The sequence below is a fragment of the Pseudomonas sp. GW101-3H06 genome, assembly GCF_059424605.1.
Window position 1 is genome coordinate 4326743 of record NZ_JBWKZO010000001.1, and the last position, 24611, is coordinate 4351353.

Genomic DNA, 24611 nt, shown 5'->3' on the forward strand with positions numbered 1-24611 from the left:
TGTGGGAGCGAGCCTGCTCGCCCCCACAGGGATGATGATTAACTGGAGACGGGTTTCGGGATTTCCAGCCCGCGCTTCACCGCCGGCCGCGACAGGAAGCGATCCAGCACCCGCGTGACGTTCTGGAAATTCTGGATACCCACCAGGTCACCGGCCTCGTAGAAGCCGATCAGGTTGCGCACCCACGGAAAAATGGCGATGTCGGCAATGGTGTAGCGCTCGCCCATGATCCAGTCCCGCCCTTCCAGGCGCTTGTCGAGAACAGCGAGCAGGCGCCTGCTTTCCTCGACGTAGCGGTCACGGGGACGTTTGTCTTCATAGTCCTTGCCGGCGAATTTGTTAAAGAAGCCGAGCTGGCCGAACATCGGGCCAATCCCGCCCATCTGGAACATCAGCCACTGGATGGTTTCGTAGCGCGCCGCCGACTCCTGGGCCAGCAGTTGCCCGCTCTTGTCAGCCAGGTAAATCAGAATCGCCCCGGACTCGAACAACGGCAACGGCTGGCCACCCGGACCGTGGGGATCGAGGATGGCCGGGATCTTGTTGTTCGGGTTGAGCGACAAGAACTCCGGGGACATCTGATCGTTGGTGTCGAAACCTACGCGGTGAGGCTCGTAGGGCAGGCCGATCTCTTCAAGCATGATCGAAACCTTGACGCCGTTGGGGGTCGGCAAGGAGTACAGCTGAATCCACTCCGGATACTGGGCCGGCCATTTTTCGGTGATGGGAAACGCAGACAAATCGGTCATGGGCAGGATCCACGGGAAAATTGAGAATGCCGATGATAATGGAGATAACCCGCCGTGCGACGCCCGGAGCCATCAATACCACTGATGGTGAAGATCAAAGGAGATGACAACACCCCTGCGTAGTGGCTGGTGTACGGTGTCCATAAATCCGCAACATCCTGTCGATAACCTTCGCTGCAACCCGTTCAAGGTTACCGGTACTTTGCTGCGCTTGGGCCGGAATCGAACCAAATGGGCTTCAGGGGACTCTGAGCACTGCCCTTTTGAAACGGACCGGCTTCACGACATGGAAAACACCCGACGCAGGAAATTCGCGGTGTAAAGGTTTGTCAGCCTTAACCCAATGCGCTGAAGAACCCTATTCCATGACGAACCTTATGACATTCGCCAAACGCTTCAAACATCGTGCTTATCTGGCCCTGCCCATCCTGCTGGCGGCCAGCGCGGTGTTTTTTGCCCTGGAGTCCCGCGCACAGCCGGCGGACGGCACCCAGACGCTGGTGTTCCTGCGCCACGCGGAAAAACCCGCCGGAGGCCTGGGCCAGCTCAATTGCCAGGGCCTGAACCGAGCGATCGATCTGGCGACCCTGCTACCGGAAAAATTCGGCAAGGCCGACTATGTGTTTGCCGCCAACCCGACACGCAATGTCGAGGAAGGCGAACTGGACAACTCCTACAGCTACATCCGTCCATTGATGACCATCAGCCCCAGCGCGATCAAGCTCGGTTTGCCGGTGAACATCAATTTTTCGGCCAACGACACCAATGACCTCGCCCGTGAATTGATCGACGACAAGTACCACAACGCAACCATCTACACCGCCTGGTCCCATGGTTACCTGCCGGAGCTGATCAACAAGGTTGCCGGTAAAGCCGTGGGCAAAAAGCAGAACATCACCGACGATTGGGAATCCGGCGACTACGATTCGCTGTATGTGCTGACCCTGACCTGGCACAACGGCAAGGCCAGCCTGCAAAGCCAAAGCTACAAGCAAGGGCTGGATAACGGGCAGGAGACTTGCCCGACCTGATTTTTTGCAGTGTCTGTTCGGGCCTCTTCGCGAGCAGGCTCGCTCCCACAGGGGATTGAGGTACACACAAATTCAATGTGGGAGCGAGCCGGCTCGCGAAGGGGCCGGCAAAACAACCCTCAACCTCGCTGACCACTTCGCTCCCGCAAATACTCCAACACCGCCCCCCGCTCCCCGGCAAACTCGATCCGCGCGCCCTTCTTCTCGCGCTGAAACGCATACATCGGGTCGTAATACTCCACCAGCAACCCCTCGATCCAGCCCCGATGCAAATCCACCGCGCCGCTGCGCCCCTGCTCAGCCAAGGCCTCTTCCATCAACACCAGCATCCGCCGATGCCGTTCGCCCCCCAGGCGCTTCTGAACATTGTTCAAGCTCTCCAGCAAGCGTTCGGAAAAAAGCACAAAGCCTTCATCGCCATGCACACGGATGAACTCGGCACACAGGTCCACCACGTAATCGCGCAGGATCCGTTCGACCCGCCCTTGCAGGCTGTCTTCAAGCCAGACCATCGGGTACTGCTGCATGCCCTGATACAGCGGTAATGGCAGCGCGCAGCTGCCGATGGCACGGCTTTCGTCCTCCAGCACGAATTGCTCAAGGCCCTGGGCGCGCTTTTTCAGCAGGTCTACCGCCAGGCGGTTTTCAAAGTCGATATTGGTCGGTTGGCCCGTGGCGCGCTTGCCGAAACTGGAACCGCGGTGATTGGCGTGACCTTCAAGGTCCAGCCCGTTACGCAATTGCGTCAGCACTTCGGTTTTGCCGGTGCCGGTCATGCCGCCCAGCAACACGAAATCGCACTGGGCAACGGCCTGATCGACCGTAGTCAGCAGAAAGTTACGCATGGCCTTGTAACCGCCCGCGACGCGCGGATAGTCGATGCCCGCCTCGTCCTTGAGCCATTGCTGGACGATCTGTGAGCGCAGCCCGCCGCGAAAACAATACAAGTACCCGTCGGGATGAGCCCGGGCGAAGTCCGCCCAGGCCTGGATACGTTCGGCCTTGATTGCGCCGGACACCAGTCGATGCCCCAGTTCGATCGCCGATTGCTGCCCCTGTTGCTTGTAACAGGTTCCGATCCGTTGCCGCTCCTGATCGTTCATCAGCGGCAGGTTGACCGCATCAGGGAACGCGCCCTTGGCAAACTCGACCGGCGCACGGGTATCCATCATTGGCCGGCCGTTGAGGAAGATGTTGCGGTAATCGGTACAGTCGACAGACATCACGACACCTCGACGGCGTTTGTCTGTCGCTCGACCAGTTCACCGATGGGCTCAAGGTTGAGCCCCATGTCGGCGGCGGTTTCGAGAAACTGTCGATTGCCTGCCGGGGTGACCGCGATCAGCAGGCCACCACTGGTTTGCGGATCGCACAGCACACGTTTATGCAGTTCCTGGAGACGGCCCAGTTTGCTGGCGTAACTGTCGAAGTTACGCAACGTGCCACCCGGGATGCAGTCTTGTTCGAGGTAATACTCGACACCCGGCAAACGCGGCACCCGATCGTATCGGATTCGCGCGGTCAGGCCGCTGCCATCCGCCATCTCCACCAGATGTCCCAGCAGGCCGAAACCCGTGACGTCGGTCATCGCCGTCACACCGTCGAGTTTGCCAAAGCGGCTACCGGGTTTGTTCAGGGTGCACATCCAGTCCCGGGCCAGGCCGATGTCGGCGGTGCGCAACTTTCCCTTTTTCTCGGCGGTGGTGAGGATGCCGATGCCCAGGGGTTTGGTCAGGTAAAGCAGGCAGCCGGCGGTGGCCGTGTCATTGCGCTTCATGTGGCGCTTTTCCACCAGGCCGGTAACGGCCAGGCCGAAGATCGGTTCCGGTGCATCGATGGAGTGCCCGCCCGCCAAGGGAATCCCCGCCTCGTCGCACACCGAACGGCCGCCGCGAATCACTTCCCGGGCAATCTCCGGCGCCAGTACGTTGACCGGCCAGCCAAGGATCGCAATCGCCATTAGCGGGTCGCCACCCATGGCGTAAATGTCACTGATGGCATTGGTCGCGGCGATGCGACCGAAATCGAAGGGGTCGTCGACGATCGGCATGAAAAAGTCGGTGGTCGACACCACGCCGCGCTCTTCATCGATGGCGTACACCGCCGCGTCGTCGCGTGAGGCATTGCCGACCCACAGTTGCGGATCAAGGTTCTGCGCGCCGCTGCCGGCCAGAATCACTTCCAGTACCTGGGGGGAAATCTTGCAACCGCATCCAGCGCCATGGCTGTACTGGGTCAGACGGATCGGCTCACTCATCGGGGTACCTCGCAACATTGGTGCCACCAATTCTAACCCTGTGGGAGCGGGCTTGCTCGCGAAAGCGGTGAGTCAGGCACATCAACGTTGAATGACACTGCGCTTTCGCGAGCAGGCTCGCTCCTCTATAGATCAGGGTTACGGCAATAGAATCACTTTGTCGCCGCTGCCCTGATTCACTTCCACATAACGCTCCAGGCCTTCGGCCAACGGCGACTCGAACAGTCCTTGCGGCAACGGTAACAAATCCTGATCGAAGAATTGGCCGAACTGATCCAGCATGGCCGCGCAGGCTTGCACGCCGTACAGCAACGAGTTGATCCCCACTACCGATCCGCCCTTGCGATACAACGCCAGTGCCGACAACTGCACCATGCCGTCCACCGGCGCGGCGATAATGGCAATGCGCCCGAACGTGGCCAACGCCGCGACGGAGGCCGGCAACCAAAAGCCGGTGGTGTCGAAAATCACGTCAGCGCCGCCCGTGAACACGGCATTGACCTGTGCGCCCAAGTCTTCGGGCTTGTCCAGTTGCAGTGTCTGATAACCCTGGGCCTGCAAGTCCTTGACTTGCTCCGGTCGCCGCGCCGCCGCCAGCACCTGGGCACCGCGCACTTTCGCCAATGCCAGCGCGGCACTGCCCACCGCCCCGCCGCCGATCACCAGCAAGCGGGTTTGTGCCGTCACCTGACTACGTTCCAGCGCGTCCCACGCCGTGGTGTAAGGCACACCGAGACTGGCGGCCTGGGCAAAACTCAGGTGAGTGGGCTTGATTGCGACACCCGCGGCCGGCAGTTTGACGAACTGCGCATGGGAGCCATCGGCGAAAAAACCCAGTTCACGGCCAGTGCCCCACACCTGTTGACCGAGCAGCGCTTGCGGGCCTTCAACGACGATGCCGGCAAAATCGCGACCGGGAATCCGCGGCAGGGTGGTGTAGGGAAAGCGGCCCAGCACGTTCTTCACATCGCTGGGGTTGAGCCCGGCGGCCTTGATCTCGACCAGCACTTCATCGGCGCCGGGAACGGGGGTGGGTACCTCGACATAGCGCAGGGCCGAGAGATCGCCGGTTTTGTCGAACTGCAACGCTTTCATGATGTTTTCATCCAGTAAATAAAGGGATTCAGGAGATCCAGCCAGCCACCAGCTGCCGGCCCATCGGCCAGATTTTTTCGCCGGCCAGCATGCCGAGCAGCCCTATCAGCGCGATGGCCGGTGGTGCGGGAGAACGGAAATCCAGGGCACCGTAGAGCAGGCCGACGCCCAGGCCGATAACCAGTGAAATGAAGTAGCTCATGGCAGACTCCGGGGGCAATTGAGGTATGCCCAAAGTCTAGGGATCCGTGACGGCGAGCATCGGCCAAGTGCTTCTGAATTTCGGCCAAACGCGAATTACAGGTTTTGGTGCGAGGAAAACTGCGAAGGCGCGACACCCAGTTCCCGGCGGAACATGTCGCTGAAACTGCTGGGGGAATAGCCCAACTCCCGGGCAATCGCACTGACCGGCACACCCTGGATCAATTCGGCCGTCGCCGTCGCCAGTTGCACCTGCCGCCGCCATTCGGCAAAGCCCATGCCCAGACCATCCTTGAACAGCCGCGCCAGGGTACGCACGCTGGCGCCGGCGTTTTCCGCGTGTTGTTCGAAAGGAATGTCCAGGGATGGCTGGGTCATGACCGCCTGGCACAAGTTCATCAGGCGCCGGTCGGAATCGTCCGGCAGCGGGATTTTCATCAGCGAGCGCCGGGAACGCTTGAGCTCCAGCAATGCCAGCCCCACCAAGGCTTCGTAATACTGCGGGGCACCGTCGTCGCCCTGCTCCACCAGGCTGACGATCAACTCGCGCAACAACCCGCCGACTTCGATCACTTGCACGCTGTCATCGAGCGTTGCCGCCAGGGAGGGTCGAAGATAGATGTTGCGCATCTGCAGGTCTGACACCACCCGGATGGCATGGGACACGCCCGGCGGCAACCACACCGCTCGCTGCGGCGGCACCACCAGCGCCTCATGGGGCGTCTCGACCCACATCACCCCGCTCATCGCATACAGCAATTGCCCCCAGACATGCTCATGCGGCTCGATGAACAGCCCGCGCGGATAAGTTCGCGCCAGCGGTTGCACGGGCACATCGGTGTCACTCAGATCCGGTGGAGCGGCAAGGGCCATGGGCTATGATCATTGGGGTTGGCGCAAGGCTCTATGTTAACCAGACACCAGGCACCCCGCCAGAGCGCGCAACCTTCTGACAATCCGAATGAATTTTCCGTGTGGCCTGCGATCCGTTTATGTACAACAGGGAGGAATACGGGCCATATGAACAGCGCAAAACTTTTCGTCATCGAATACACCCTTCACGGCGTGCCCAAGTCGTTCATTATCCGACTGGATAAAATGGACAACGCCGAAGCCTGGCATTGGGCCAGTTGCGATGCGGGGGTCGGCCGGATTCCGCGCTTTGGCCGGGAAAAGGTGCAGAAGACCAGCAAGCCGATGGCAGAGAAATTCGGCGTGGAAAACGTCAGGTGGCGGCCAGCGAATTGAGGCCTTTTGAAACTCAAAGCGGAGCCCGATCAGGCTCCACTTTTTCAATGCGCGATCGCTATCAACCATGGGCGCACTTGCAGCCTTGATGGGCACACTCCTCACCGTGCTCATGGTGTTTGGCGCAGGCTTCACAGCAATAGTGTTTGCCGTGACGCACGATCGGATGCTCGCCAAGCTTGCAGTTACATTTCGGACAGTCACACTTACGGTCGTCGGTCATGGAGCGGACTCCTTTTGTGGTGGTCGTCGCGGGTTGGACAAACAACCCGTCTAACCAGTGTAGGAGTCAGGCCCGACTGCTGCTGCGATACATGAACACCAGTGCCAATCCCAGCAGCATCATTGCCAGTACCCGACTACCGGACAATTCGATTGCCGGATTGCCCAGCCAGCCAAAATTATCAATCAACATCCCCATCCCCAACTGCCCGACGATCACCGCCACCGTCGCCACCGCCGTCCCTATCCGTGGCACCGCGCCCACCATCACCATCATGTAGACGACACCAAACAGCGCGCCGCTGAGTTGCCACTTCGGCACATCCAGCAGGCTCATGGCATGGGCCGGTTCAAAAAATACAATCAGCAACCCGGTGCTCACCGCCCCGACCACGAACGTCAGCAAACTGCTGCGCAGCACGCCAACCGTTTCACCCAGACGCCCGTTGATGGCGGCTTGCACACTCAGCACGGCACCGGCCGCCACGACCACCACCAACAAAATAATCAGACTCATCATCAACCCCGAGCAATCAGAACAAGTGCCGCGACAATCAGCAGCAAGGCCAGCCAGCGCTGCGCATTGACCTGTTTGCGGGGAGCGCCGAACCAGCCGAAGTGGTCGATCAGCACGCTTTTGCCGACCTGCCCGGACAGGATCGCGATCATGGTCATGGCAATGCCGATGTGCGGCGTGGCCAGCGTCAGCACCACCACGTAGATCGGCCCGAGAAAGCCGCCGATCAATTGCCAGCGCGGCAGTTCACTCAGGGCCGGCCCCCGCTGCGGGCCGCTGAACAGCAACAGCAGAAACAGAATCGCCGAGCCGACGCCGAAGATGCTCAAGGTCGCCCACAAATGCCCGACCTGAACGCCAAGAGGCCCCAGCAGCCCGGCTTCCACGGAAAGGCCCATGCCGGCCAGGATGACCAGGGGCAACAGCACTAGCCGTAACCCGGGTTTGGTCGTGGGCGTTGCAGTCACGCTAACGTTGTCGATTGAAGAAGATTGCATAAGGAAACACCTGCCGTTCATCAGATAAAACACGAACTCTGTGGGAGTGGGCCATGTGGCGAGGGGATTGATCCCCTCGCCACGGGGCTCCCGCAATTATCGGGTGGCGGTGCTTTGCGATAAATGGGAGCATCCTGACAACACTTTTGCGCAATTCGCACAGCAGGATGGAACATGCAGGGCTTCAACGAACTGGGATTCAAGGCGCTTCGGCTGTTTGTCGCAGTGCTCGACCACGGCAGCTTTTCCGAAGTCGCCCGCCGCGAAGGCCTGGCGCCCTCTTCCATTTCTCGACAAATCCAGCTGATGGAACAGGCTCTGAGCCAGCAATTGCTCTACCGTCACACCCGCGCCGTCACGCCCACCGAGGCGGGCCGCATGCTCGGTCACCATGCGCGGCTGGTGCTGGTGCAACTGGAGGAAGCCGAACAGGCCCTGCAGGAACAGCAAAGCGAACCCAGCGGCCTGGTGCGGATCAATGCGCCGGTGGTGTTCGGTCAACGGCACCTGACGCCGTGGCTGGGGCAGTTATGCGCGCGTTACCCGAAACTGCAATTGGATATCCAGCAGACCGACAGTTACATCGACCCCTTGCAGGAAGGCGCCGACCTGCTGTTTCGCATCGGGCCGCTGCACGATTCCAGCATGCAGGCGCGGATCCTGGCCCCCCATCGCTTTCAGGTAGCGGCGAGCCCGGCTTACCTTGAGCGACACGGCACGCCGCAACATCCCGCTGACCTGGCGTCCCACCAGTGCCTGGCCTACAAGGGCGTCACCGGCCAACAGCGCTGGTTCTTCCGCAAAGACCAGCAGCCTTGGACGCCTTGTTCGGTGAAGGGACCGATCACCGGCAACCACGCCGACACCCTGACCCAGGCCGCTGAACAGGGCCTTGGGCTGGTAATGTTTCCGTCATGGCTGATAGGGGAAGCGGTGCGCAACGGCACGCTGGTGCCGGTGCTGGGGAACTATCAGGTGTCGAACAGCCTTGAGCCGCAACAGATCGCCGTACTCTGGCCCGGGAGCCGACGCCTGTCAGTGAAGGTGCGGACGGTGATTGATTTTTTTGTCGAGTGTTTTGGCGAGGTGCCGTACTGGGACAGGCAGTAATCACTGCCTGGTCACCTGTGGGAGCGAGCCTGCTCGCGAAAGCGGTCTCTCTGTCACATTGATGCTGAATGTGCCGACGTCTTCGCGAGCAGGCTCACTCCCACAGGCTCTACGGTGTCCGTCAGATACGGAACTGCCCGACCAGGTTGCCCAGCCGTTGTCCGAGATCCGCCAGGCTGCGCGATGTCTGCGCCCCCAATTGGGTCTCACCCGCCACGTTATCCACCGCCACCGCGATCTGATGCACGCTGCGGTTGATCTCTTCGGCCACGGCAGTCTGTTCTTCGGCGGCACTGGCGATCTGCGCGTTCATCGAATTGATGGTGGCGATCAACTGCGCCATGGTGTCCAGGGATGCGCCCGCTTCGTTGGCCTGGACCGAAGTGCCGTCACCGGCCTCACTGGAGCGGCGCATGGCTTCCACCGCCGACTGGGTACCGGCCTGCAAGCGGTCGATCATGCCCTGGATTTCCTGGGTGCTGATTTGCGTGCGACTGGCCAGCGCCCGCACCTCATCGGCCACCACCGCAAAACCACGTCCGGCCTCACCGGCCCGGGCCGCTTCGATGGCCGCGTTGAGCGCCAGCAGGTTGGTCTGTTCGGCAATCGAGCGGATCACCCCCAGTACACTGACAATCGACGACACGTCTTTTTGCAGGCTGTCCAGAGACACACCGCTGCTGCGTATGTCATCCACCAGCGCATGAATCTTCACGATGCTGCCAGCCACCACGCGCTTGGCGGCCTGGCCTTCTTCATCGGTCTGCTGCGCGGCCACCGCGGCGTTTTGTGCGCTCTTGGCCACTTCCTGGGCGGCAGCCGACATTTCATTGATCGCCGTGGCAACCTGATCGGTTTCGTGACGCTGGCGCTCCATGGCCTGGTCCGAACGCTGGGCCTGGTCGGAGACCTGATTCACCAGCCCGGTCAGTTGCGAGGTCATTTCAGTGATCTGGCGCACCAGGCCATGGATCTTGTCGACAAAACGGTTGAACGAACCGGCCAGCTCGCCCAACTCATCCTGACTGGTGATGGCCAGTCGACGGGTCAGGTCGCCTTCGCCCGCCGCAATGTCGTCGAGGTTGTTTTTCATCAGGTTCAGCGGACGCAGGATGGTGTTGGCCAACAGCATCCCCGCTGCGGCAATCAGCAACAGCACCACCACCGCCACGCCGACAATGCTCAGCACCACGCCTTGCATGCGCTCCTGGACCTTGGCTTGGACCACAGCCACTTGCGCCTCGATACCGTCGAGGTTGACCGAGGTACCGACCGCCATGTCCCACTTCGGCAGGTATTCGGTGTAGCCGAGCTTGGGCACCAGCACCTGATTGTTGCCCGGTAGCGGCGAGCTGTATTGCAGGTAATGCGTACCGTCCTTGGCGACTTTCACCAAATCGCGGTTGACGTAGACGCCGTTGGGATCACGGTTGTCCTTGAAGCTCTGGCCCACGCCCTCGGGGCTGTTAGCCTTGAACAGGCGCACGGTGTTGGAGTCGTAGCCGAAGAAATAGCCGTCCTTGCCGTAGCTGATGCTCGACAACAACTTGATCGCCTGGGTCCGCGCCGCGTCATCGCCTTGGGCGGCAGCGTCGTACAGTGGCTTGATCGTGGTCATGGCCACGGCAACATAACTTTGCAGGGTGGCCTTGGCATCGCTGAGCAGGCGCTCGCGGGTTTCCTCGACTTCCTGCCGGGCCTGGCCCTGCAGGATGAACAATGTGGTCAGGCTGATGACCAGCGCAAAGAGCAGCACCGGCAGGACGGCAAGGGACAGGACTTTGGCCTTCAGGCTCATGCGCATGACGTTCACTCTTGATTTTATTGGCGTGGGTAAAGGCTTTAACGGCACGTCAGCACAAAAGTTGAATGATGGTCACCACCCACTCAATGTGGGAGCGAGCAAGCCCGCTCCCACAGGGTAAGCGGTGTTTTAGAGGACCATCGCGGCCAACCAGCCAAACGCCAGCAACGGCAGGTTGTAGTGCAGGAAGGTCGGGACCACGGTATCCCAGATGTGGTGATGCTGGCCGTCGATGTTCAGGCCGGAGGTCGGACCCAGGGTCGAATCCGAGGCCGGCGAACCGGCGTCACCCAAGGCGCCGGCGGTGCCGACGATGCACACGATGGCGATCGGACTGAAGCCCAGTTGCACACACAACGGCACAAAAATCACCGCCAGGATCGGCACCGTGGAAAATGACGAGCCGATGCCCATGGTCACCAGCAGACCGACCAGCAGCATCAGCAAGGCACCCACGGCTTTGCTGTGGCCGATCCACGCAGCGGAGGTTTCGACCAGTGTCTGCACTTGCCCGGTGGCCTTGATCACTTCGCCGAATCCGGAAGCGGCAATCATGATGAAGCCGATCATCGCCATCATCTTCATGCCTTCGGTGAACAGGTCATCGGTGTCACGCCACTTGACGATGCCCGACACCGAGAAAATCAGGAACCCGGCCAGCGCGCCGATAATCATCGAGTCCAGCAGCAACTGAATGATGAACGCCGCCGCAATGGCCAGGCCCGCCACCATCAGGCTCAACGGGTTGTACTGCACCGCCACCTGTTCCACTTGCTCGATCTTTTCCAGGTCGTAGACACGCTTTTTACGGTAGCTGATAAACGCCACCCCGAGCCCGAACAACATGCCCAGCGCCGGGATGCCCATGGCGTGGGTGACGTTGATGCCGCTGATGTCCACGCCGCCGCGGGCGACGTTGGCCAGCAGGATTTCATTGAGGAAGATATTGCCGAAACCTACTGGCAGGAACATATACGGGGTGATCAGGCCGAAGGTGATGACACAGGCGATCAACCGGCGGTCCAGCTGCAGCTTGGTCAGCACGTATAAAAGCGGCGGCACCAGCAACGGAATGAAAGCGATATGGATCGGCAAGATGTTTTGCGAGGCAATGGCCACCACCCAGAGCAGGCCGATCAGTAGCCATTTGACCTGGCGGCCACCGGTGGCGTGCTGGCGATCGACCATCGCCAGAGCCCTGTCGGCCAGGGCATGGGCCAGGCCGGACTTGGCAATGGCCACGGCGAAAGCACCGAGCATCGCGTAGGACAAGGCGACCGTCGCCCCTCCCCCGAGGCCGCTGTTGAAAGCCTTGAGCGTCGCGTCGATGCCCAGGCCACCGGTCAGGCCACCCACCAGTGCACCGACGATCAGCGCGATGACCACATGCACGCGGGACAGACTGAGTATCAGCATGATGCCGACCGCGGCAATCACTGCATTCATTTCACTACCTCGAGACAAACGGAAAGACTCCGTCCGGCAGTCTGCGAGAGCTGCCAGCGGATCAGGGATTGGTTTTATTAGAGGGCGCGCACTGTGACTGAAGCCGCTTCGAGCTGCAAGCCTCAAGCGACAAGCTTTTACGCATTTCATTGGAGGCTTGCCGCTTGCGGCTCAAGAACGCTGCTTTTTGGCCGCTACAGTGCAAAGTGTCAGATATTTATCGAATAAAGGACGTCTCCATGTCGCTCGGACAACTTTCCATTCAATGGAAAATCACCCTGCTGGCCGGGCTGTGCCTGGCAGGCATCGTTACCCTGCTGGTGGGTCTTTCGCTGTATCGCATGGAGCACAGCTCCGAGCTGGTGAAAGCCTCGAGCATGGAGATGCTGACCGAAGCCGCCCAGGCGCGGATCGAATCCCAGGGTGAAAACCAGGCGCTGGGGATTCGCCAGCAGTTCATGGACGCCTATCAATATGGCCATGGCTTTTCACGGCAGGTACTGTTCCTGCGCGACCAGGCCGAGAAGCGCTTCCTCGATGCCTTTGACCTGCGCGAAGACCTGACCCGCCAGGTCAAGTCGGCACTGCAAGCCAACCCGGAACTGCTCGGCCTGTCCCTGGTGTTCGAACCCAACGGGCTGGACGGCAAAGACGAGTTGTTCGCCGGCCAAAGCGACATCGGCAGCAATGAAAAGGGACGCTTTGCCTTGTATTGGTCGCAACCGACGCCGGGCCAGCTGACCGCCATGCCGTTGCCGGAAAAAGACATGGCCGACACCAGCACCGGCCCCAGCGGCGAACCGGCCAATGCCTGGTTCACCTGCCCGCGCACCCGCCTCAAGCCTTGCGTGATCGAACCCTACTTCTATGTGATCAATGGCCAGAACGTGCTGATGACCAGCATCGTCTTCCCGCTGATGGTCAACGGCAAGGTCATCGCTTCGCTGTCGGTGGACATCAACCTCAACAGCCTGCAAGCGATCAGCCAGAGCGCGAGCAAGAAGCTCTATGACGGCCAGACCAGCGTCAGCATTGTCAGCCCCGCCGGCTTGCTCGCCGGCTACAGCCCGGACGCCAGCAAACTCAGCCAGCGCCTGGAAGCCGTGGACCCGCGCACCGGTGCCGAGCTGATGCGCATGCTGGCCACCAGCGGAAAGATTTCCAGCCTGCACAGCGATCAGCAGCTCAAGGTGCTGGCGCCGTTCCAGCCGATACCGGACGGCAAGGCCTGGGGCGTGTTACTCGATGTGCCGGAGAAGGTGCTGGTCGGCCCGGCCGATGCGCTGAAAAAACAACTGGATGAAAGCAACACCGCCGGCACCCTGACCGAGCTCGGCCTGGGTGTGCTGGCCGCGTTGATCGGCCTGCTGCTGGTGTGGCTGATGGCGCGCAGTGTGACCCGGCCGATCCTCGGTGTGGCGCACATGCTCGAAGACATCGCCAGCGGCGAAGGCGACCTGACCCGCCGCCTGGCCTACGACAAACAGGATGAACTGGGTCAGTTGGCTGGCTGGTTCAACCGTTTCCTCGACAAGCTGCAACCGATCATCGCCGAGGTCAAACGCTCGGTGCAGGACGCCCGCAGCACCGCGGACCAGTCCTCCGCCATCGCCACCCAGACCAGTGCCGGCATGGAGCAGCAATATCGTCAGGTGGATCAGGTCGCGACCGCCTCCCACGAAATGAGCGCCACCGCCCAGGACGTCGCCCGTAGCGCCGCCCAGGCGGCCCAGGCCGCGCGGGACGCGGATCAGGCGACCCGCCAGGGGCTGACCGTGATCGATCGCACCACCGCCAGCATCGACAACCTCGCCGCCGACATGAGTGCGGCGATGGTCCAGGTCGAAGGCCTGGCCGCCAACAGCGAAAAGATCGGTTCGGTTCTGGAAGTGATCCGCGCCATCGCCGAACAGACCAACCTGCTGGCGCTCAACGCGGCGATCGAAGCGGCCCGTGCCGGTGAGGCCGGGCGCGGTTTTGCCGTGGTGGCCGATGAGGTGCGCAATCTGGCACGGCGCACTCAGGAATCGGTGGAAGAAACCCGCCTGGTGATCGAACAACTGCAAAGCGGCACCCAGGATGTGGTGGGTTCAATGGGCAACAGCCATCGCCAGGCCCAGGGCAGCGTCGAGCAGGTCGGCCAGGCCGTAACGGCGCTGCGGCAGATCGGCGATGCGGTGACTGTCATCAGCGACATGAACCTGCAGATCGCCAGCGCCGCCGAAGAGCAAAGCGCGGTGGCCGAGGAGATTAACAATAACGTGGCGACCATTCGCGACGTGACCGAGTCGCTGTCGGGGCAGGCCAATGAGTCGGCGCGGGTGAGTCAATCGCTCAATAGCCTGGCCAATCAACAACAGCGCCTGATGGATCAGTTCCGCGTGTAACCCTGCCTGCAAAAAACCTGTGGGAGCGAGCCTGCTCGCGAAGGCGGTGGATCAGACACATTTATGTTGAATGTATCGCCGCTTTCGCGAGCAGGCTCGCTCCCACAAGGCCTTGTGTCTGTTCATCCACATGATGGCGAGTGGATATCTGTGCAAAGCCGATTATGCTTGATGAAACCTTGCAGCGATGCGAGGCCGTCTGTTCGTGTCCACGCTTCGCGCAATCCGTAGTCCGATGACATCAGCCCCAGGGCCAGGGTGCGGCAACAACATTGAAGGTACTCCGGCCTTACACAAGAACAACGGAGAAAAAATCATGGCGGCAATCGACAATGCAACCACGGGCAGCGCGCCCAACCGCGGGATCACCAGGGAGGAGCGCAAGGTCATATTCGCCTCGTCCCTGGGCACCGTGTTCGAATGGTACGACTTCTACCTGTACGGCTCCCTCGCCGCGATCATCGCCAAGCACTTCTTCGCCGGCGTCAACGAGACCACTTCCTTCATCTTCGCCCTGCTCGCGTTTGCCGCGGGCTTCGCCGTCCGCCCCTTCGGGGCCATTGTGTTCGGCCGGTTGGGCGACATGATCGGACGCAAACACACCTTCCTCATCACCATCGTGATCATGGGTATCTCCACGGCGGTGGTGGGCTTCCTGCCCGGCTATGCGACCATCGGCGTGGCAGCGCCAATCATCCTGATCACCCTGCGACTGTTGCAAGGACTGGCGCTGGGGGGTGAATACGGCGGTGCGGCAACCTACGTGGCCGAGCATGCACCAAAGGGCAAGCGCGGTTACTTCACCTCATGGATTCAAACCACTGCAACCCTCGGCCTCTTTCTCTCACTGCTGGTGATCCTCGCCTGTCGCACCGCGCTGGGTAATGAAGCCTTCGAAGCCTGGGGCTGGCGGATTCCGTTCCTGTTGTCGATTTTGCTGCTGGTCATTTCGGTGTACATCCGCCTGCAACTGAGTGAGTCACCGGTGTTCATGAAAATGAAGGCCGAAGGCAAGCATTCCAAAGCGCCGCTGACCGAGTCCTTCGCCCGCTGGGAGAACCTGAAGATCGTGATCATGGCCCTGCTCGGCGGCACCGCCGGCCAAGCGGTGGTCTGGTACACCGGGCAGTTCTATGCGCTGTTCTTCCTGTTGCAGACGCTGAAGATCGACGCGCAGACCGCCAACTTGCTGATTGCCGGTTCGCTGCTGATCGGCACGCCGTTCTTCGTCATCTTCGGCAGCCTGTCCGACCGCATCGGCCGCAAGGGCATCATCATGGCCGGTTGTATTCTGGCGGCGTTGACCTACTTCCCGATCTTCACTGCACTGACCCAATACGGTAACCCTGACGTGTTCGCCGCCCAGGAGAAGAACCCGGTCACGGTGATTGCCGATCCCGGCCAATGTTCGTTCCAGTTCGACCCGGTGGGCAAAGCCAGATTCACCAGTTCCTGCGACCTGGCCAAGACCATCCTGGCGAAGCGGGCCATCCCCTATGAGAACGTGAACGCCGAACCGGGCACCGTGGCCCAGGTCCGTGTCGGCGAGAAAGTGATCACGAGTTTCGAAGGCACCGGCATGCCGGCCGCCGACTTCAAGGCGCAGAGCGACGCGTTCACCGCCACCCTCGCCACCGCTCTCAAGGAGGCCGGTTACCCCGAGAAGGCCGACCCGGCCAAGACCAACTATCCGATGGTGCTGCTGCTCCTGACGATCCTGGTGATCTACGTAACCATGGTATACGGCCCGATCGCCGCCTGGCTGGTGGAACTGTTCCCGGCACGCATCCGCTACACCTCGATGTCACTGCCCTACCACATCGGTAACGGCTGGTTCGGCGGGTTCCTGCCGACGGTGGCGTTCGCCATGGTCGCAGCCACGGGGGATATCTACTACGGGCTGTGGTACCCGATTGTCATCGCGGTGATGACGGCAGTCCTGGGAATCTTCTTCATGCCGGAAACCAAGGATCGGGAGATTCATCACACGTAGGGTTCAGGGACAAACAAAACCCCTGTGGGAGCGAGCAGGATCGCTCCCACAGTTTTTTCCCCGGTGGATTCAACTGCGTTTCGGCAACTCGATCAGCACCTTCAACCCGCCCCACTCGCTCTCCTTCAACCGCAACACCGCGCCCCAGCTGTCGACGATGTCACGCACAATGCCCAGGCCCAGGCCATGGCCGTCAGTCTGCTCATCCAGCCGGGTGCCACGGCTGAACACCTGAGTACGGCGGTCTTGAGGAATACCCGGTCCGTCGTCCTCCACACACAGTTCAAACCCATCCGCGGTCTCCACCACACTCAATCGCACCTCGGCATCCGCCCATTTGCAGGCGTTGTCCAGCAGGTTGCCGAGCAACTCCAACAGGTCTTCGCGATCCCACGGTAATTGCAGGCCGGCCGGGGACCGATAACTCAGGTTCAGGTGTTCGCCGTGGATCATGTTCAATGTCGCCAGCAACCCCGGCAATTCGGCGTCGCAGTCAAACAGCGCACCGGGCAGCGCGTCGCCGGATAACCGGGCGCGGTTGAGCTCGCGGTTGAGTCGCTGCTGAACCTGCTCCAGTTGAGTCTTGAGGATCTTGCGCAGTTGCGGGTGGGCGTCGAGTTGCTCACTTGACGCCAGGCTCAACAGCACCGCCAGCGGGGTTTTCAAGGCGTGGCCGAGATTGCCCAGGGCATTGCGCGAGCGCTTGAGGCTGTCTTCGGTGTGGGCCAGCAAATGATTGATCTGCGCCACCAGTGGCTCCAGTTCCACCGGTACCTGGTCATCGAGTTGCGAACGCTGGCCCTGTTGCAATTGCGCGATTTGTTCCCGCGCCTTTTCCAGAGGGCGCAGGGCGCGACGCACGGTGATCCGTTGCAACAGCAGAATCAGCAGCAAACCCGCCAGACCCAGTCCGAGACCGAGCTGCTGCATGCGCCGGAAACTCTCGCGCACCGGGGTGTAATCCTGCGCCACGCTGATGGAGATCGACTGGCCCAGGCGGCGATAGTCCGAGCGTAACACCAGCAACTGTTGGCCCTCCGGCCCCAATTGCAGGTTGCTGTGCAAACCGGGATGGTCGAGGCGCGGCAGTTCCTGGTCCCACAACGAACGGGAGCGCCAATGGCTGTCGGCAAAGTCGATGCGGAAGTAATGCCCGGAAAACGGCCGCTGATAGGCCGGTGACAGGTTTCGCTCATCCAGTTGCAGGCCTTGCGGGCCGCGCACCAGCGCCACCAGCAGGTTCTCGCTGTCGTTGCGCAGTCCGGCCTCGAGGTAGCGTTGCAACCCCATTTCAAACAGCCACAGGCTGGTTTGCGCCAATACCAGGCCGACCACCACCATCACGCTGATCAGGCCCAGGCTCAAGCGACGCTGGATCGACCTCACTGCGCTTGTCCGCCGAACAGGTAACCCTGACCGCGACGGGTTTCGATCACGCTGCGCCCCAGTTTGCGTCGCAGGTGATTGACATGGACTTCCAGCACATTGGAGTCACGCTCGGTTTCACCGTCGTAGAGGTGTTCGGCAAGGTGGCTTTTGGAAAGGATCTGCTCCGGGTGCAGCATGAAGTAACGCAGCAAACGGAATTCGGCGGCGGTGAGCTGAACATCCGCGCCATCGCGGATCACACACTGACGACTTTCATCCAGTTGAAACCCGGCGGCCTTGAGCGTCGGTTGATTGACCTGACCGTGGGACCGGCGCAGCAGAGCCTGGACCCGCAGGTGCAATTCTTCCGGATGAAAAGGTTTGGTCAGGTAATCGTCGGCACCGGCCTTGAGCCCTTCGATGCGCTCGGCCCAGGAACCGCGGGCGGTAAGGATCAGCACCGGCGTCGCCAACCCGCCCGCGCGCCATTGCGCCAACACTTCAAGCCCCGGCAACCCCGGCAGGCCGAGGTCGAGGATGATCAGGTCATAAGGCTCGCTGCTGCCCTGGTATACCGCGTCGCGACCGTCGGCCAGCCAGTCCACGGCGTACCCTTGGCGATTGAGGCCGGCCATCAGTTCGTCGGCCAGGAGCACATGGTCTTCCACCAGGAGCAAACGCATCGGTCAATCTTCCTTGTCTTTCAATAAACGGCCGGTGGCGGCATCGAGGTCGAGCTCGCGGACCACGCCTTCAACGGTCAGCAACTCGACTTCATAAATGTAGATGTCGTGCTTCTCTTCAAGCTCGGCTTCCAGCAGTTTGGCGCCCGGATAGCGGTCCAGCGCTTGCTGCAGCAACTGTTCGAGCGGCAGGATCACCCCTCCCTGGCGCAGGCCCAGGGCTTCGTCCTGATCCAGGTCGCGGGCCATCGCCACCGAGCAAAATGCCAGGAGCACCAGCGCCAGTCGGCTGCCGGTGCGCCAATGTGTCAAAGAAAGCAGCGTCATTACGAATCCTGATGATCCTTGAGAACCTGCCCACTGACAGCGTCTAATTCCAGATCCCACTCGACGCCCTGCGGGTCGCGCAGTTCAATCTGGTAGATGTACTTGCCGTACTCTTCTTCCAGCTCGGTTTCAGTGATGGTGGAACCCGGGTGCTTGGCCAGTGCGGTGGCATTGAGCTTTTCAAAAGACACAATGGTACCAGCGTCGCGCAGCCTCAAGGCTTCATCCGGCCCCAGATCGCGGGCATGGCCGATGCTGGCGGTCAGGCCGATGATGGACGCGGTGAACAGGGCAGTCAGGGTTTTCATGGGTGTCTCCGTATTCTTTATGTATTGCCTACAGGGGGGCACCTTAGCGATATGAACTTAATTGAAACTGAATTGCCATCATTGGTCGCACCGCCAATCCTGTGGGAGCGGCGGTGCGACGATTCGACTTGCTCGCGAAAGCGGTGGGTCAGACAGCATCTTCCTTGACTGATGCACCGCTTTCGCGAGCAAGCCCGCTCCCACATAATGCCCCGCGTGCCAATATTCGAGACCGGTATGACCGCCATCCACATCAAATTCCCCTCCCTGACAATCAAGGCCGGTCCGCGCGCCTTCGCGCGCATTCGTGAACACGGTCTCAGCGCCGCCGATGTCGGCACGCTGCCGGGCGCCGCGGGGGGGCCCAAGGCGCTGGGAATTCAGGGACTGGACCTGGCGTTGTTCGGCCATTGGCTGCCGTCGGCGCCACGGGAGCGCTCGCTGATCGGGGCCTCGGTCGGCTCCTGGCGCTTCGCCAGCGCCTGCCTGCCGGACGCCGCCGAAGGCATCCGCCGTCTTGGCCACCTTTACACCGAGCAGAACTTCGCCAAGGGCGTGACCATGGCGCAGATCAGCCAGAGCTCCCGGCGCATGCTCGATGACTTGCTCGACGGCCGCGACGCCACGCTCCTCGACAACGCCCATTACCGCCTGAACATCATGGTGGTCAAAAGTCACGGCCTGCTTGCCGACGATCATCGCGGCCGCCTTAGCCTGGGCCTGTCGTCGGTGATCGCCGACAACCTGCGTGGTCGCGCGCGGTTGTCGCGGCACTTCGAGCGGCTGATCATCCACGACCCGCGCCTGGCGCCACCGGTCGGCGCGCTGAACGATTTCCCCTCGCGTTTCGTCGCCCTGAACGCCGGCAATCTGCGCCAGGCCCTGCTCGCCTCGGGGTCGATCCCGATGGTGATGGAAGGCGTGCGCGACCTGCCGGGGGCCGGGGCCGGCACATTCCGCGATGGTGGCCTGCTGGACTATCACCTCGACCTGCCCTACAGCGGCAATGACATCGTGCTCTACCCGCACTTCACCGACCGGGTAATTCCCGGCTGGTTCGACAAGACCCTGCCATGGCGCCGCGCCTGCCCGACACGCCTGCAGGACGTACTGCTGCTGGCACCGTCAAAGCAATACCTGGCGCGCCTGCCCTACGGCAAACTGCCGGACCGCAATGACTTCAAGCGCTTCATGGGCGACGCGCCGGGTCGACAGAAATACTGGCGCACGACCATGGATGAAAGCCGCCGGTTGGGCGATGAATTTCTGGAACTGGTCGCCAACGGTCGCCTTGGCGAGCGCCTGCTGACCCTTTAGTCAGGACAAGCTGTTAAACTCGGCGCCTGTTCAAATTGCCCCAGCGTCGCCGCCGCGATCGCCACCTCAACAGAGCTGAAACCACTGTGGAAATTTTCAAAGAGTTCACCTTCGAATCCGCCCACCGCTTGCCCCACGTCCCGGACGGCCACAAATGCGGCCGCCTGCACGGTCACTCGTTCAAAGTGGCGATTCACCTGAGCGGCGACCTCGATCCGCATACCGGCTGGATCCGCGACTTCTCGGAGATCAAAGAGATCTTCAAGCCGCTGTATGAGCGTCTGGATCACAACTACCTCAACGACATCCCAGGCCTGGAAAACCCGACCAGTGAAGTATTGGCCCAATTCATCTGGTCCGAACTCAAGCCATTGCTGCCTGAACTCAGCGCGATCCGCATTCACGAGACGTGCACCAGCGGCTGCATTTATCGCGGGGAATAAACAGGGCAACCCGGCTTCTCTGTGGGAGTGAGCCTGCTCGCGAAAGCGCTGGATCAGGCACTTCAATGTTGAATTTGTCACCGCCTTCGCGAGCAGGCTCGCTCCCACAATGACCGCGTTTCGTCAGTTGATTAAATAAACAGCCTTCATCGGCTGTTTTTTTATGCCTATGCTTTTTGCCTTTCATCCGCCAAGAGGACACGCCCATGACTGACTGGCCGCTGGCTCAGACCTATCGCTACAACGGTCACACCGTTCGTTACGCTGTGCGGGGCGACGGCCCGCCGTTGGTGTTCGTGCATGGCACCCCTTTCTCTTCCTATGTCTGGCACCGCATCGCACCGCACTTCATCACCACCCACCGGGTGCATTACTTCGATCTGCTGGGCTATGGGCAGTCCGAGAAAATCGACGGCGATGTCTCGCTCGGTGTGCAGAATCAACTGCTGACGCAGCTACTGGAGCACTGGGGGCTGGATTGCCCGGACGTAGTGGCCCACGATTTCGGCGCAGCCACTGTGCTGCGTGCTCACCTGCTCAATGGCAAGAATTACCGCAGCCTGACGCTGATCGACCCGGTAGCGCTGACGCCTTGGGGCTCGCCTTTCGTTCAGCATGTGCGCCAGCACGAAGCGGCGTTCAGCGGGCTGCCCGATTACATCCAGCGAGCGATCGTGCCCGCCTATATTCGCGGGGCGATCAAGCGCAAGATCCCGGACGATGAACTCGCACCCTACGTTCAACCCTGGCTGGGCGATCCGGGGCAAGCGGCGTTCTACCGGCAGATTGCGCAGATGGACGAGCGCTACACTCGCGAGGCTGAGGCCTCGTACCCGACAATTCGCTGCCCGGTGCAGATTCTCTGGGGCGAAGACGACCAGTGGATCCCCATCGAACGCGGGCGCGCCTTGCAGGGCATGATCCCCGGGGCACAGTTCCACGCCATTGCCAACGCCGGGCATCTGGTTCAGGAAGATGCACCCGAGGCCATCGTCGCTGCGTTGCTACGGTTTTTGCCCCAGACAAAATCCCCCTGACAAACACCCTCTCCTGTGGGAGCCGGCTCGCTCCCACAATTGATCTGTGCACAGCTATGCCACTGGCGGGAATTACTGCTACCGAGCTAACGTAGAGGTATCGTCGACAAATCGTTAAAAGGACCCTCCCGATGCACATCATCAATGCCCGGTTGCGCAACCAGGAAGGCCTGCATGAGTTGCACCTGGAAAACGGTCTGATCAGCAGTATTGCCCGGCAGACCGAAGCCCCTACCCTGGGACCCGAGGACCTGGACGCCGGTGGCAATCTGGTGGTGCCGCCCTTTGTCGAACCGCACATCCACCTCGACGCGACGCTGACCGCCGGCGAGCCGCGCTGGAACATGAGTGGCACGCTGTTCGAAGGCATCGAATGCTGGGGCGAGCGCAAGGTGACCATCACCCTGGAAGACACCAAGACCCGGGCGAAGAAAACCATCCAGACCCTCGCCGCCCATGGCATTCAACACGTGCGTACCCACGTCGACGTCACCGATCCGCAGTTGACTGCCCTCAAGGCAATGCTCGAAGTGCGCGAGGAAAGCCGTCACCTGATCGATATGCAAATCGTCGCCTTTCCCCAGGAAGGCATCGAGTCATACCGCAACGGTCGGGATTTGATGGAGGAAGCGATCCACATGGGCGCCGACGTGGTCGGTGGCATTCCGCATTTCGAGTACACCCGAGATCAAGGCGTCAGCTCGGTGAAGTTCCTGATGGACCTGGCCGAGCGCACCGGTTGCCTTGTCGATGTGCATTGCGATGAAACCGACGACCCGCACTCACGCTTTCTCGAAGTACTGGCCGAAGAAGCGCGCAGCCGCGACATGGGCTCGCGGGTCACCGCCAGCCACACCACGGCCATGGGGTCCTACGACAACGCCTACTGCGCCAAGCTGTTCCGCCTGCTCGGGCATTCGGGAATCAGTTTTGTCTCCTGCCCCACCGAGAGCATTCACCTGCAAGGGCGCTTCGACAATTTTCCGAAACGCCGGGGCGTGACCCGGGTCAACGAGTTGCTCGAAGCCGGGATGAACGTGTGTTTCGGCCAGGACTCGATCGTCGACCCGTGGTATCCGCTGGGCAATGGCAACATTTTGCGGGTACTCGAAGCGGGCCTGCATATCTGTCACATGCTGGGTTATCGCAACCTGCAAAGCGCGCTGGACCTGGTCACCGACAACAGCGCCAAGGCCCTGTCCCTGGGTAATCGCTACGGCCTGGAACCGGGGCGGCCGGCGAACTTGCTGATCCTGTCGGCGGAAAGCGACTATGAGGTGATCCGCAGCCAAGGCTTGCCGCTGTATTCGGTTCGCGGGGGCAAGGTGTTGATGAAGCGGACGATGCCGGTGGTGGAGTTCAGCGGTCTGGTCTGAGATTTGTGTTGACCTGACTGGCCTTTTCGCGAGCAAGCCCGCTCCCACATTGGATCTGTGTCGTTCACAAATCCCCTGTGGGAGCGGGCTTGCTCGCGAAGGCGCCGGGCCGGTCACCCCACTAACCGCGCCGTACCAAACAGACTGACCCGCCTCAGCTCCCCCTGCTCTTGCTCCAGCAAAATCGGCGCCGTGCCTCCGGGCATCACCACCTTCACTTCCCCGGCACTCACCCAGCCCACGCGCCACGCCGCACACGCCACTGCCGTGGCGCTGGTGCCCGACGACGCGGTTGGCCCCTCGCCTCGCTCGAACACCCGTGCGATCACGCGTTGCCCGGACTCATGCATTGCCCATTGCAGGTTGATTCCCGCCGGACACGGCTCCCCCGCGCCCACCGGCATGGCATAAGCGATACGCGTCAGCCCTTCGGACAATGGCGACTCACGCATCTGCTCATTGCTCGGCAAGGCATCCGCGCTATCCACCAGCGTCACGCAATGCGGATTGCCAACCCGCGCGAACTGACTGCGTGACCATGCCGCGTTGAGTGACGCCAACGGCTGCACATGACTGAGTTCGCGTGCGTTGAGCGCCACGCTCGGAACATCATGCGCACTGACCGCTTGCGGCCCGAACGAAGGCTGGCCCAGGTCCAACCAGAACCCGTTCACGCCTTCGGCCTGCGCCGCTTTCACCGACGTTTCCCCCGGTGAACGCACATCGGCCTTGTCGTGATGAACCCTGAGCACACACGCCTGGTCGCTGGGCAAAAGCCCCTGGTCGCTGAGCGCCTGGGAAAAAATCGTCAAGCCGTTGCCGCTGCGCTCGGCCAGCGTACCGTCTGTGTTCACGATCAACAGATCAAAGGGCGGCGACGATTGGAACGGCCCGACCAGCAAACCATCGCTACGATGCTCCTTGCTACCGGGCGGTTGCGTGCCGGGCGCCCAGGCACAGCAGGCTTCGATGGCTGCGAGCGCCCATGTTTCGCGGACTTGCGCAGCATCGCTGGCCTGATCGGGCAAGGCGATACCGTCGCGGCGCAAGTCTTGCGGCGCCACAACCAAATAGATATTGCCTCGTGCATCGTACATCTGCGCCATGGCGCCCTCCCTGCTGGAATGATCGGTCGGGCCCAACATATCGCGAAATACGGTCCGGCTGTGCAAGGATGTCACCCTGCCGGAGCGCT

Annotated in this window: 25 protein-coding genes and 1 pseudogene; 10 read left to right on the forward strand and 16 right to left on the reverse strand. The window is 61.3% G+C overall.

The window, feature by feature from the left end; genetic code table 11:
- Window positions 1-38: 38 nt before the first annotated feature.
- On the reverse strand, window positions 39-749 hold the full coding sequence (locus AC07ZE_RS19770) for a glutathione binding-like protein (protein WP_207266294.1): 711 nt from the start codon (window positions 747-749) through the stop codon (window positions 39-41).
- A 365-nt stretch (window positions 750-1114) separates the two neighbouring features.
- Here AC07ZE_RS19770 and AC07ZE_RS19775 point away from each other — a divergent pair, with 365 nt between their 5' ends.
- Window positions 1115-1780 carry a histidine phosphatase family protein gene (locus AC07ZE_RS19775; RefSeq protein ID WP_207266295.1) on the forward strand — a complete coding sequence of 222 codons (666 nt, stop codon included), beginning with the start codon at window positions 1115-1117 and terminating at the stop codon, window positions 1778-1780.
- A gap of 119 nt (window positions 1781-1899) precedes the next feature.
- On the opposite strand, the gene mnmH is transcribed toward AC07ZE_RS19775, so the two are convergent.
- From mnmH to AC07ZE_RS19800, 5 genes are all read right to left on the reverse strand, one after another.
- Complete coding sequence (gene mnmH / locus AC07ZE_RS19780; RefSeq protein WP_207266296.1) at window positions 1900-3003, reverse strand: tRNA 2-selenouridine(34) synthase MnmH; 1104 nt, start codon at window positions 3001-3003, stop codon at window positions 1900-1902.
- On the reverse strand, window positions 3003-4037 hold the full coding sequence (selD, locus tag AC07ZE_RS19785) for a selenide, water dikinase SelD (protein ID WP_207266297.1): 1035 nt from the start codon (window positions 4035-4037) through the stop codon (window positions 3003-3005). Before selD ends, mnmH begins: the two co-directional genes overlap by 1 nt.
- A 138-nt stretch (window positions 4038-4175) precedes the next feature.
- Entirely contained in the window at window positions 4176-5132 is a 957-nt protein-coding gene (locus tag AC07ZE_RS19790; RefSeq protein ID WP_207266298.1) for a quinone oxidoreductase family protein, read from the reverse strand.
- 28 nt (window positions 5133-5160) lie between these two features.
- Window positions 5161-5334, reverse strand: a complete 174-nt coding sequence (locus AC07ZE_RS19795) for a DUF1427 family protein (RefSeq protein ID WP_137807539.1) — start codon at window positions 5332-5334, stop codon at window positions 5161-5163.
- A gap of 95 nt (window positions 5335-5429) precedes the next feature.
- Window positions 5430-6206 (reverse strand): AraC family transcriptional regulator, encoded by a 777-nt coding sequence (locus AC07ZE_RS19800; protein WP_207266299.1) that lies wholly within the window; start codon window positions 6204-6206, stop codon window positions 5430-5432.
- 147 nt (window positions 6207-6353) lie between these two features.
- Between AC07ZE_RS19800 and AC07ZE_RS19805 the strand changes: the two genes are divergently transcribed.
- Complete coding sequence (locus AC07ZE_RS19805; protein WP_207266300.1) at window positions 6354-6581, forward strand: DUF6555 family protein; 228 nt, start codon at window positions 6354-6356, stop codon at window positions 6579-6581.
- A gap of 61 nt (window positions 6582-6642) precedes the next feature.
- Here the strand turns inward: AC07ZE_RS19805 and AC07ZE_RS19810 are convergent, their stop codons facing one another.
- From AC07ZE_RS19810 to AC07ZE_RS19820, 3 genes are all read right to left on the reverse strand, one after another.
- Complete coding sequence (locus AC07ZE_RS19810; RefSeq protein ID WP_207266301.1) at window positions 6643-6804, reverse strand: metallothionein; 162 nt, start codon at window positions 6802-6804, stop codon at window positions 6643-6645.
- A 66-nt stretch (window positions 6805-6870) separates the two neighbouring features.
- Window positions 6871-7323, reverse strand: coding sequence for a DMT family transporter (locus AC07ZE_RS19815; RefSeq protein WP_207266302.1), 453 nt, complete (start codon window positions 7321-7323; stop codon window positions 6871-6873).
- Window positions 7323-7817, reverse strand: a complete 495-nt coding sequence (locus tag AC07ZE_RS19820) for a DMT family transporter (RefSeq protein ID WP_207266303.1) — start codon at window positions 7815-7817, stop codon at window positions 7323-7325. The genes AC07ZE_RS19815 and AC07ZE_RS19820 overlap by 1 nt, the downstream gene beginning before the upstream one ends.
- A 174-nt stretch (window positions 7818-7991) precedes the next feature.
- Here AC07ZE_RS19820 and AC07ZE_RS19825 point away from each other — a divergent pair, with 174 nt between their 5' ends.
- Entirely contained in the window at window positions 7992-8927 is a 936-nt protein-coding gene (locus tag AC07ZE_RS19825; RefSeq protein WP_207266304.1) for a LysR family transcriptional regulator, read from the forward strand.
- 121 nt (window positions 8928-9048) lie between these two features.
- On the opposite strand, the gene ctpM is transcribed toward AC07ZE_RS19825, so the two are convergent.
- Both ctpM and AC07ZE_RS19835 read right to left on the reverse strand, forming a co-directional pair.
- On the reverse strand, window positions 9049-10731 hold the full coding sequence (gene ctpM / locus AC07ZE_RS19830; RefSeq protein ID WP_207266305.1) for a methyl-accepting chemotaxis protein CtpM: 1683 nt from the start codon (window positions 10729-10731) through the stop codon (window positions 9049-9051).
- Between the two features lie 129 nt (window positions 10732-10860).
- A complete protein-coding gene (locus AC07ZE_RS19835; RefSeq protein ID WP_207266306.1) occupies window positions 10861-12177 on the reverse strand; it encodes a Na+/H+ antiporter family protein in 1317 nt (438 codons plus the stop codon).
- A gap of 458 nt (window positions 12178-12635) precedes the next feature.
- Between AC07ZE_RS19835 and AC07ZE_RS19840 the strand changes: the two are divergent.
- From AC07ZE_RS19840 to AC07ZE_RS19850, 3 genes and pseudogenes are all read left to right on the forward strand, one after another.
- Window positions 12636-13706, forward strand: a pseudogene (locus AC07ZE_RS19840) (PDC sensor domain-containing protein); the annotation flags it as partial.
- A gap of 102 nt (window positions 13707-13808) precedes the next feature.
- Window positions 13809-14564 (forward strand): methyl-accepting chemotaxis protein, encoded by a 756-nt coding sequence (locus AC07ZE_RS19845; RefSeq protein WP_404940897.1) that lies wholly within the window; start codon window positions 13809-13811, stop codon window positions 14562-14564.
- Window positions 14565-14880: 316 nt separating this feature from the next.
- Entirely contained in the window at window positions 14881-16557 is a 1677-nt protein-coding gene (locus tag AC07ZE_RS19850; RefSeq protein ID WP_207266308.1) for an MFS transporter, read from the forward strand.
- A 69-nt stretch (window positions 16558-16626) separates the two neighbouring features.
- Here AC07ZE_RS19850 and AC07ZE_RS19855 read toward each other — a convergent pair whose 3' ends face one another.
- From AC07ZE_RS19855 to AC07ZE_RS19870, 4 genes are read right to left on the reverse strand one after another with little or no spacing between them, the layout of a single operon-like run.
- A complete protein-coding gene (locus AC07ZE_RS19855; RefSeq protein ID WP_207266309.1) occupies window positions 16627-17943 on the reverse strand; it encodes a sensor histidine kinase in 1317 nt (438 codons plus the stop codon).
- Window positions 17940-18608, reverse strand: coding sequence for a response regulator transcription factor (locus AC07ZE_RS19860; protein ID WP_207266310.1), 669 nt, complete (start codon window positions 18606-18608; stop codon window positions 17940-17942). Before AC07ZE_RS19860 ends, AC07ZE_RS19855 begins: the two co-directional genes overlap by 4 nt.
- A gap of 3 nt (window positions 18609-18611) precedes the next feature.
- Complete coding sequence (locus tag AC07ZE_RS19865; protein ID WP_207266311.1) at window positions 18612-18935, reverse strand: PepSY domain-containing protein; 324 nt, start codon at window positions 18933-18935, stop codon at window positions 18612-18614.
- Complete coding sequence (locus AC07ZE_RS19870) at window positions 18935-19243, reverse strand: PepSY domain-containing protein (RefSeq protein ID WP_207266312.1); 309 nt, start codon at window positions 19241-19243, stop codon at window positions 18935-18937. The genes AC07ZE_RS19865 and AC07ZE_RS19870 overlap by 1 nt, the downstream gene beginning before the upstream one ends.
- 237 nt (window positions 19244-19480) lie before the next feature.
- On the opposite strand from AC07ZE_RS19870, the gene AC07ZE_RS19875 reads away from it, so the two are divergent.
- The 4 genes from AC07ZE_RS19875 to codA all read left to right on the forward strand — a co-directional run bounded on the left by AC07ZE_RS19875 (window position 19481) and on the right by codA (window position 23416).
- Window positions 19481-20560, forward strand: a complete 1080-nt coding sequence (locus tag AC07ZE_RS19875) for a patatin-like phospholipase family protein (RefSeq protein ID WP_207266313.1) — start codon at window positions 19481-19483, stop codon at window positions 20558-20560.
- An 86-nt stretch (window positions 20561-20646) separates the two neighbouring features.
- A complete protein-coding gene (queD, locus tag AC07ZE_RS19880; protein WP_207266314.1) occupies window positions 20647-21003 on the forward strand; it encodes a 6-carboxytetrahydropterin synthase QueD in 357 nt (118 codons plus the stop codon).
- A 206-nt stretch (window positions 21004-21209) separates the two neighbouring features.
- Complete coding sequence (locus AC07ZE_RS19885; RefSeq protein ID WP_207266315.1) at window positions 21210-22040, forward strand: alpha/beta fold hydrolase; 831 nt, start codon at window positions 21210-21212, stop codon at window positions 22038-22040.
- 131 nt (window positions 22041-22171) lie between these two features.
- A complete protein-coding gene (codA, locus tag AC07ZE_RS19890; protein ID WP_207266316.1) occupies window positions 22172-23416 on the forward strand; it encodes a cytosine deaminase in 1245 nt (414 codons plus the stop codon).
- A 113-nt stretch (window positions 23417-23529) separates the two neighbouring features.
- On the opposite strand, the gene AC07ZE_RS19895 is transcribed toward codA, so the two are convergent.
- The gene (locus tag AC07ZE_RS19895) at window positions 23530-24522 is read right to left on the reverse strand and encodes a diaminopimelate epimerase (RefSeq protein WP_207266317.1); all 993 of its coding nucleotides are present in this window, start codon (window positions 24520-24522) and stop codon (window positions 23530-23532) included.
- Window positions 24523-24611: the final 89 nt, after the last annotated feature.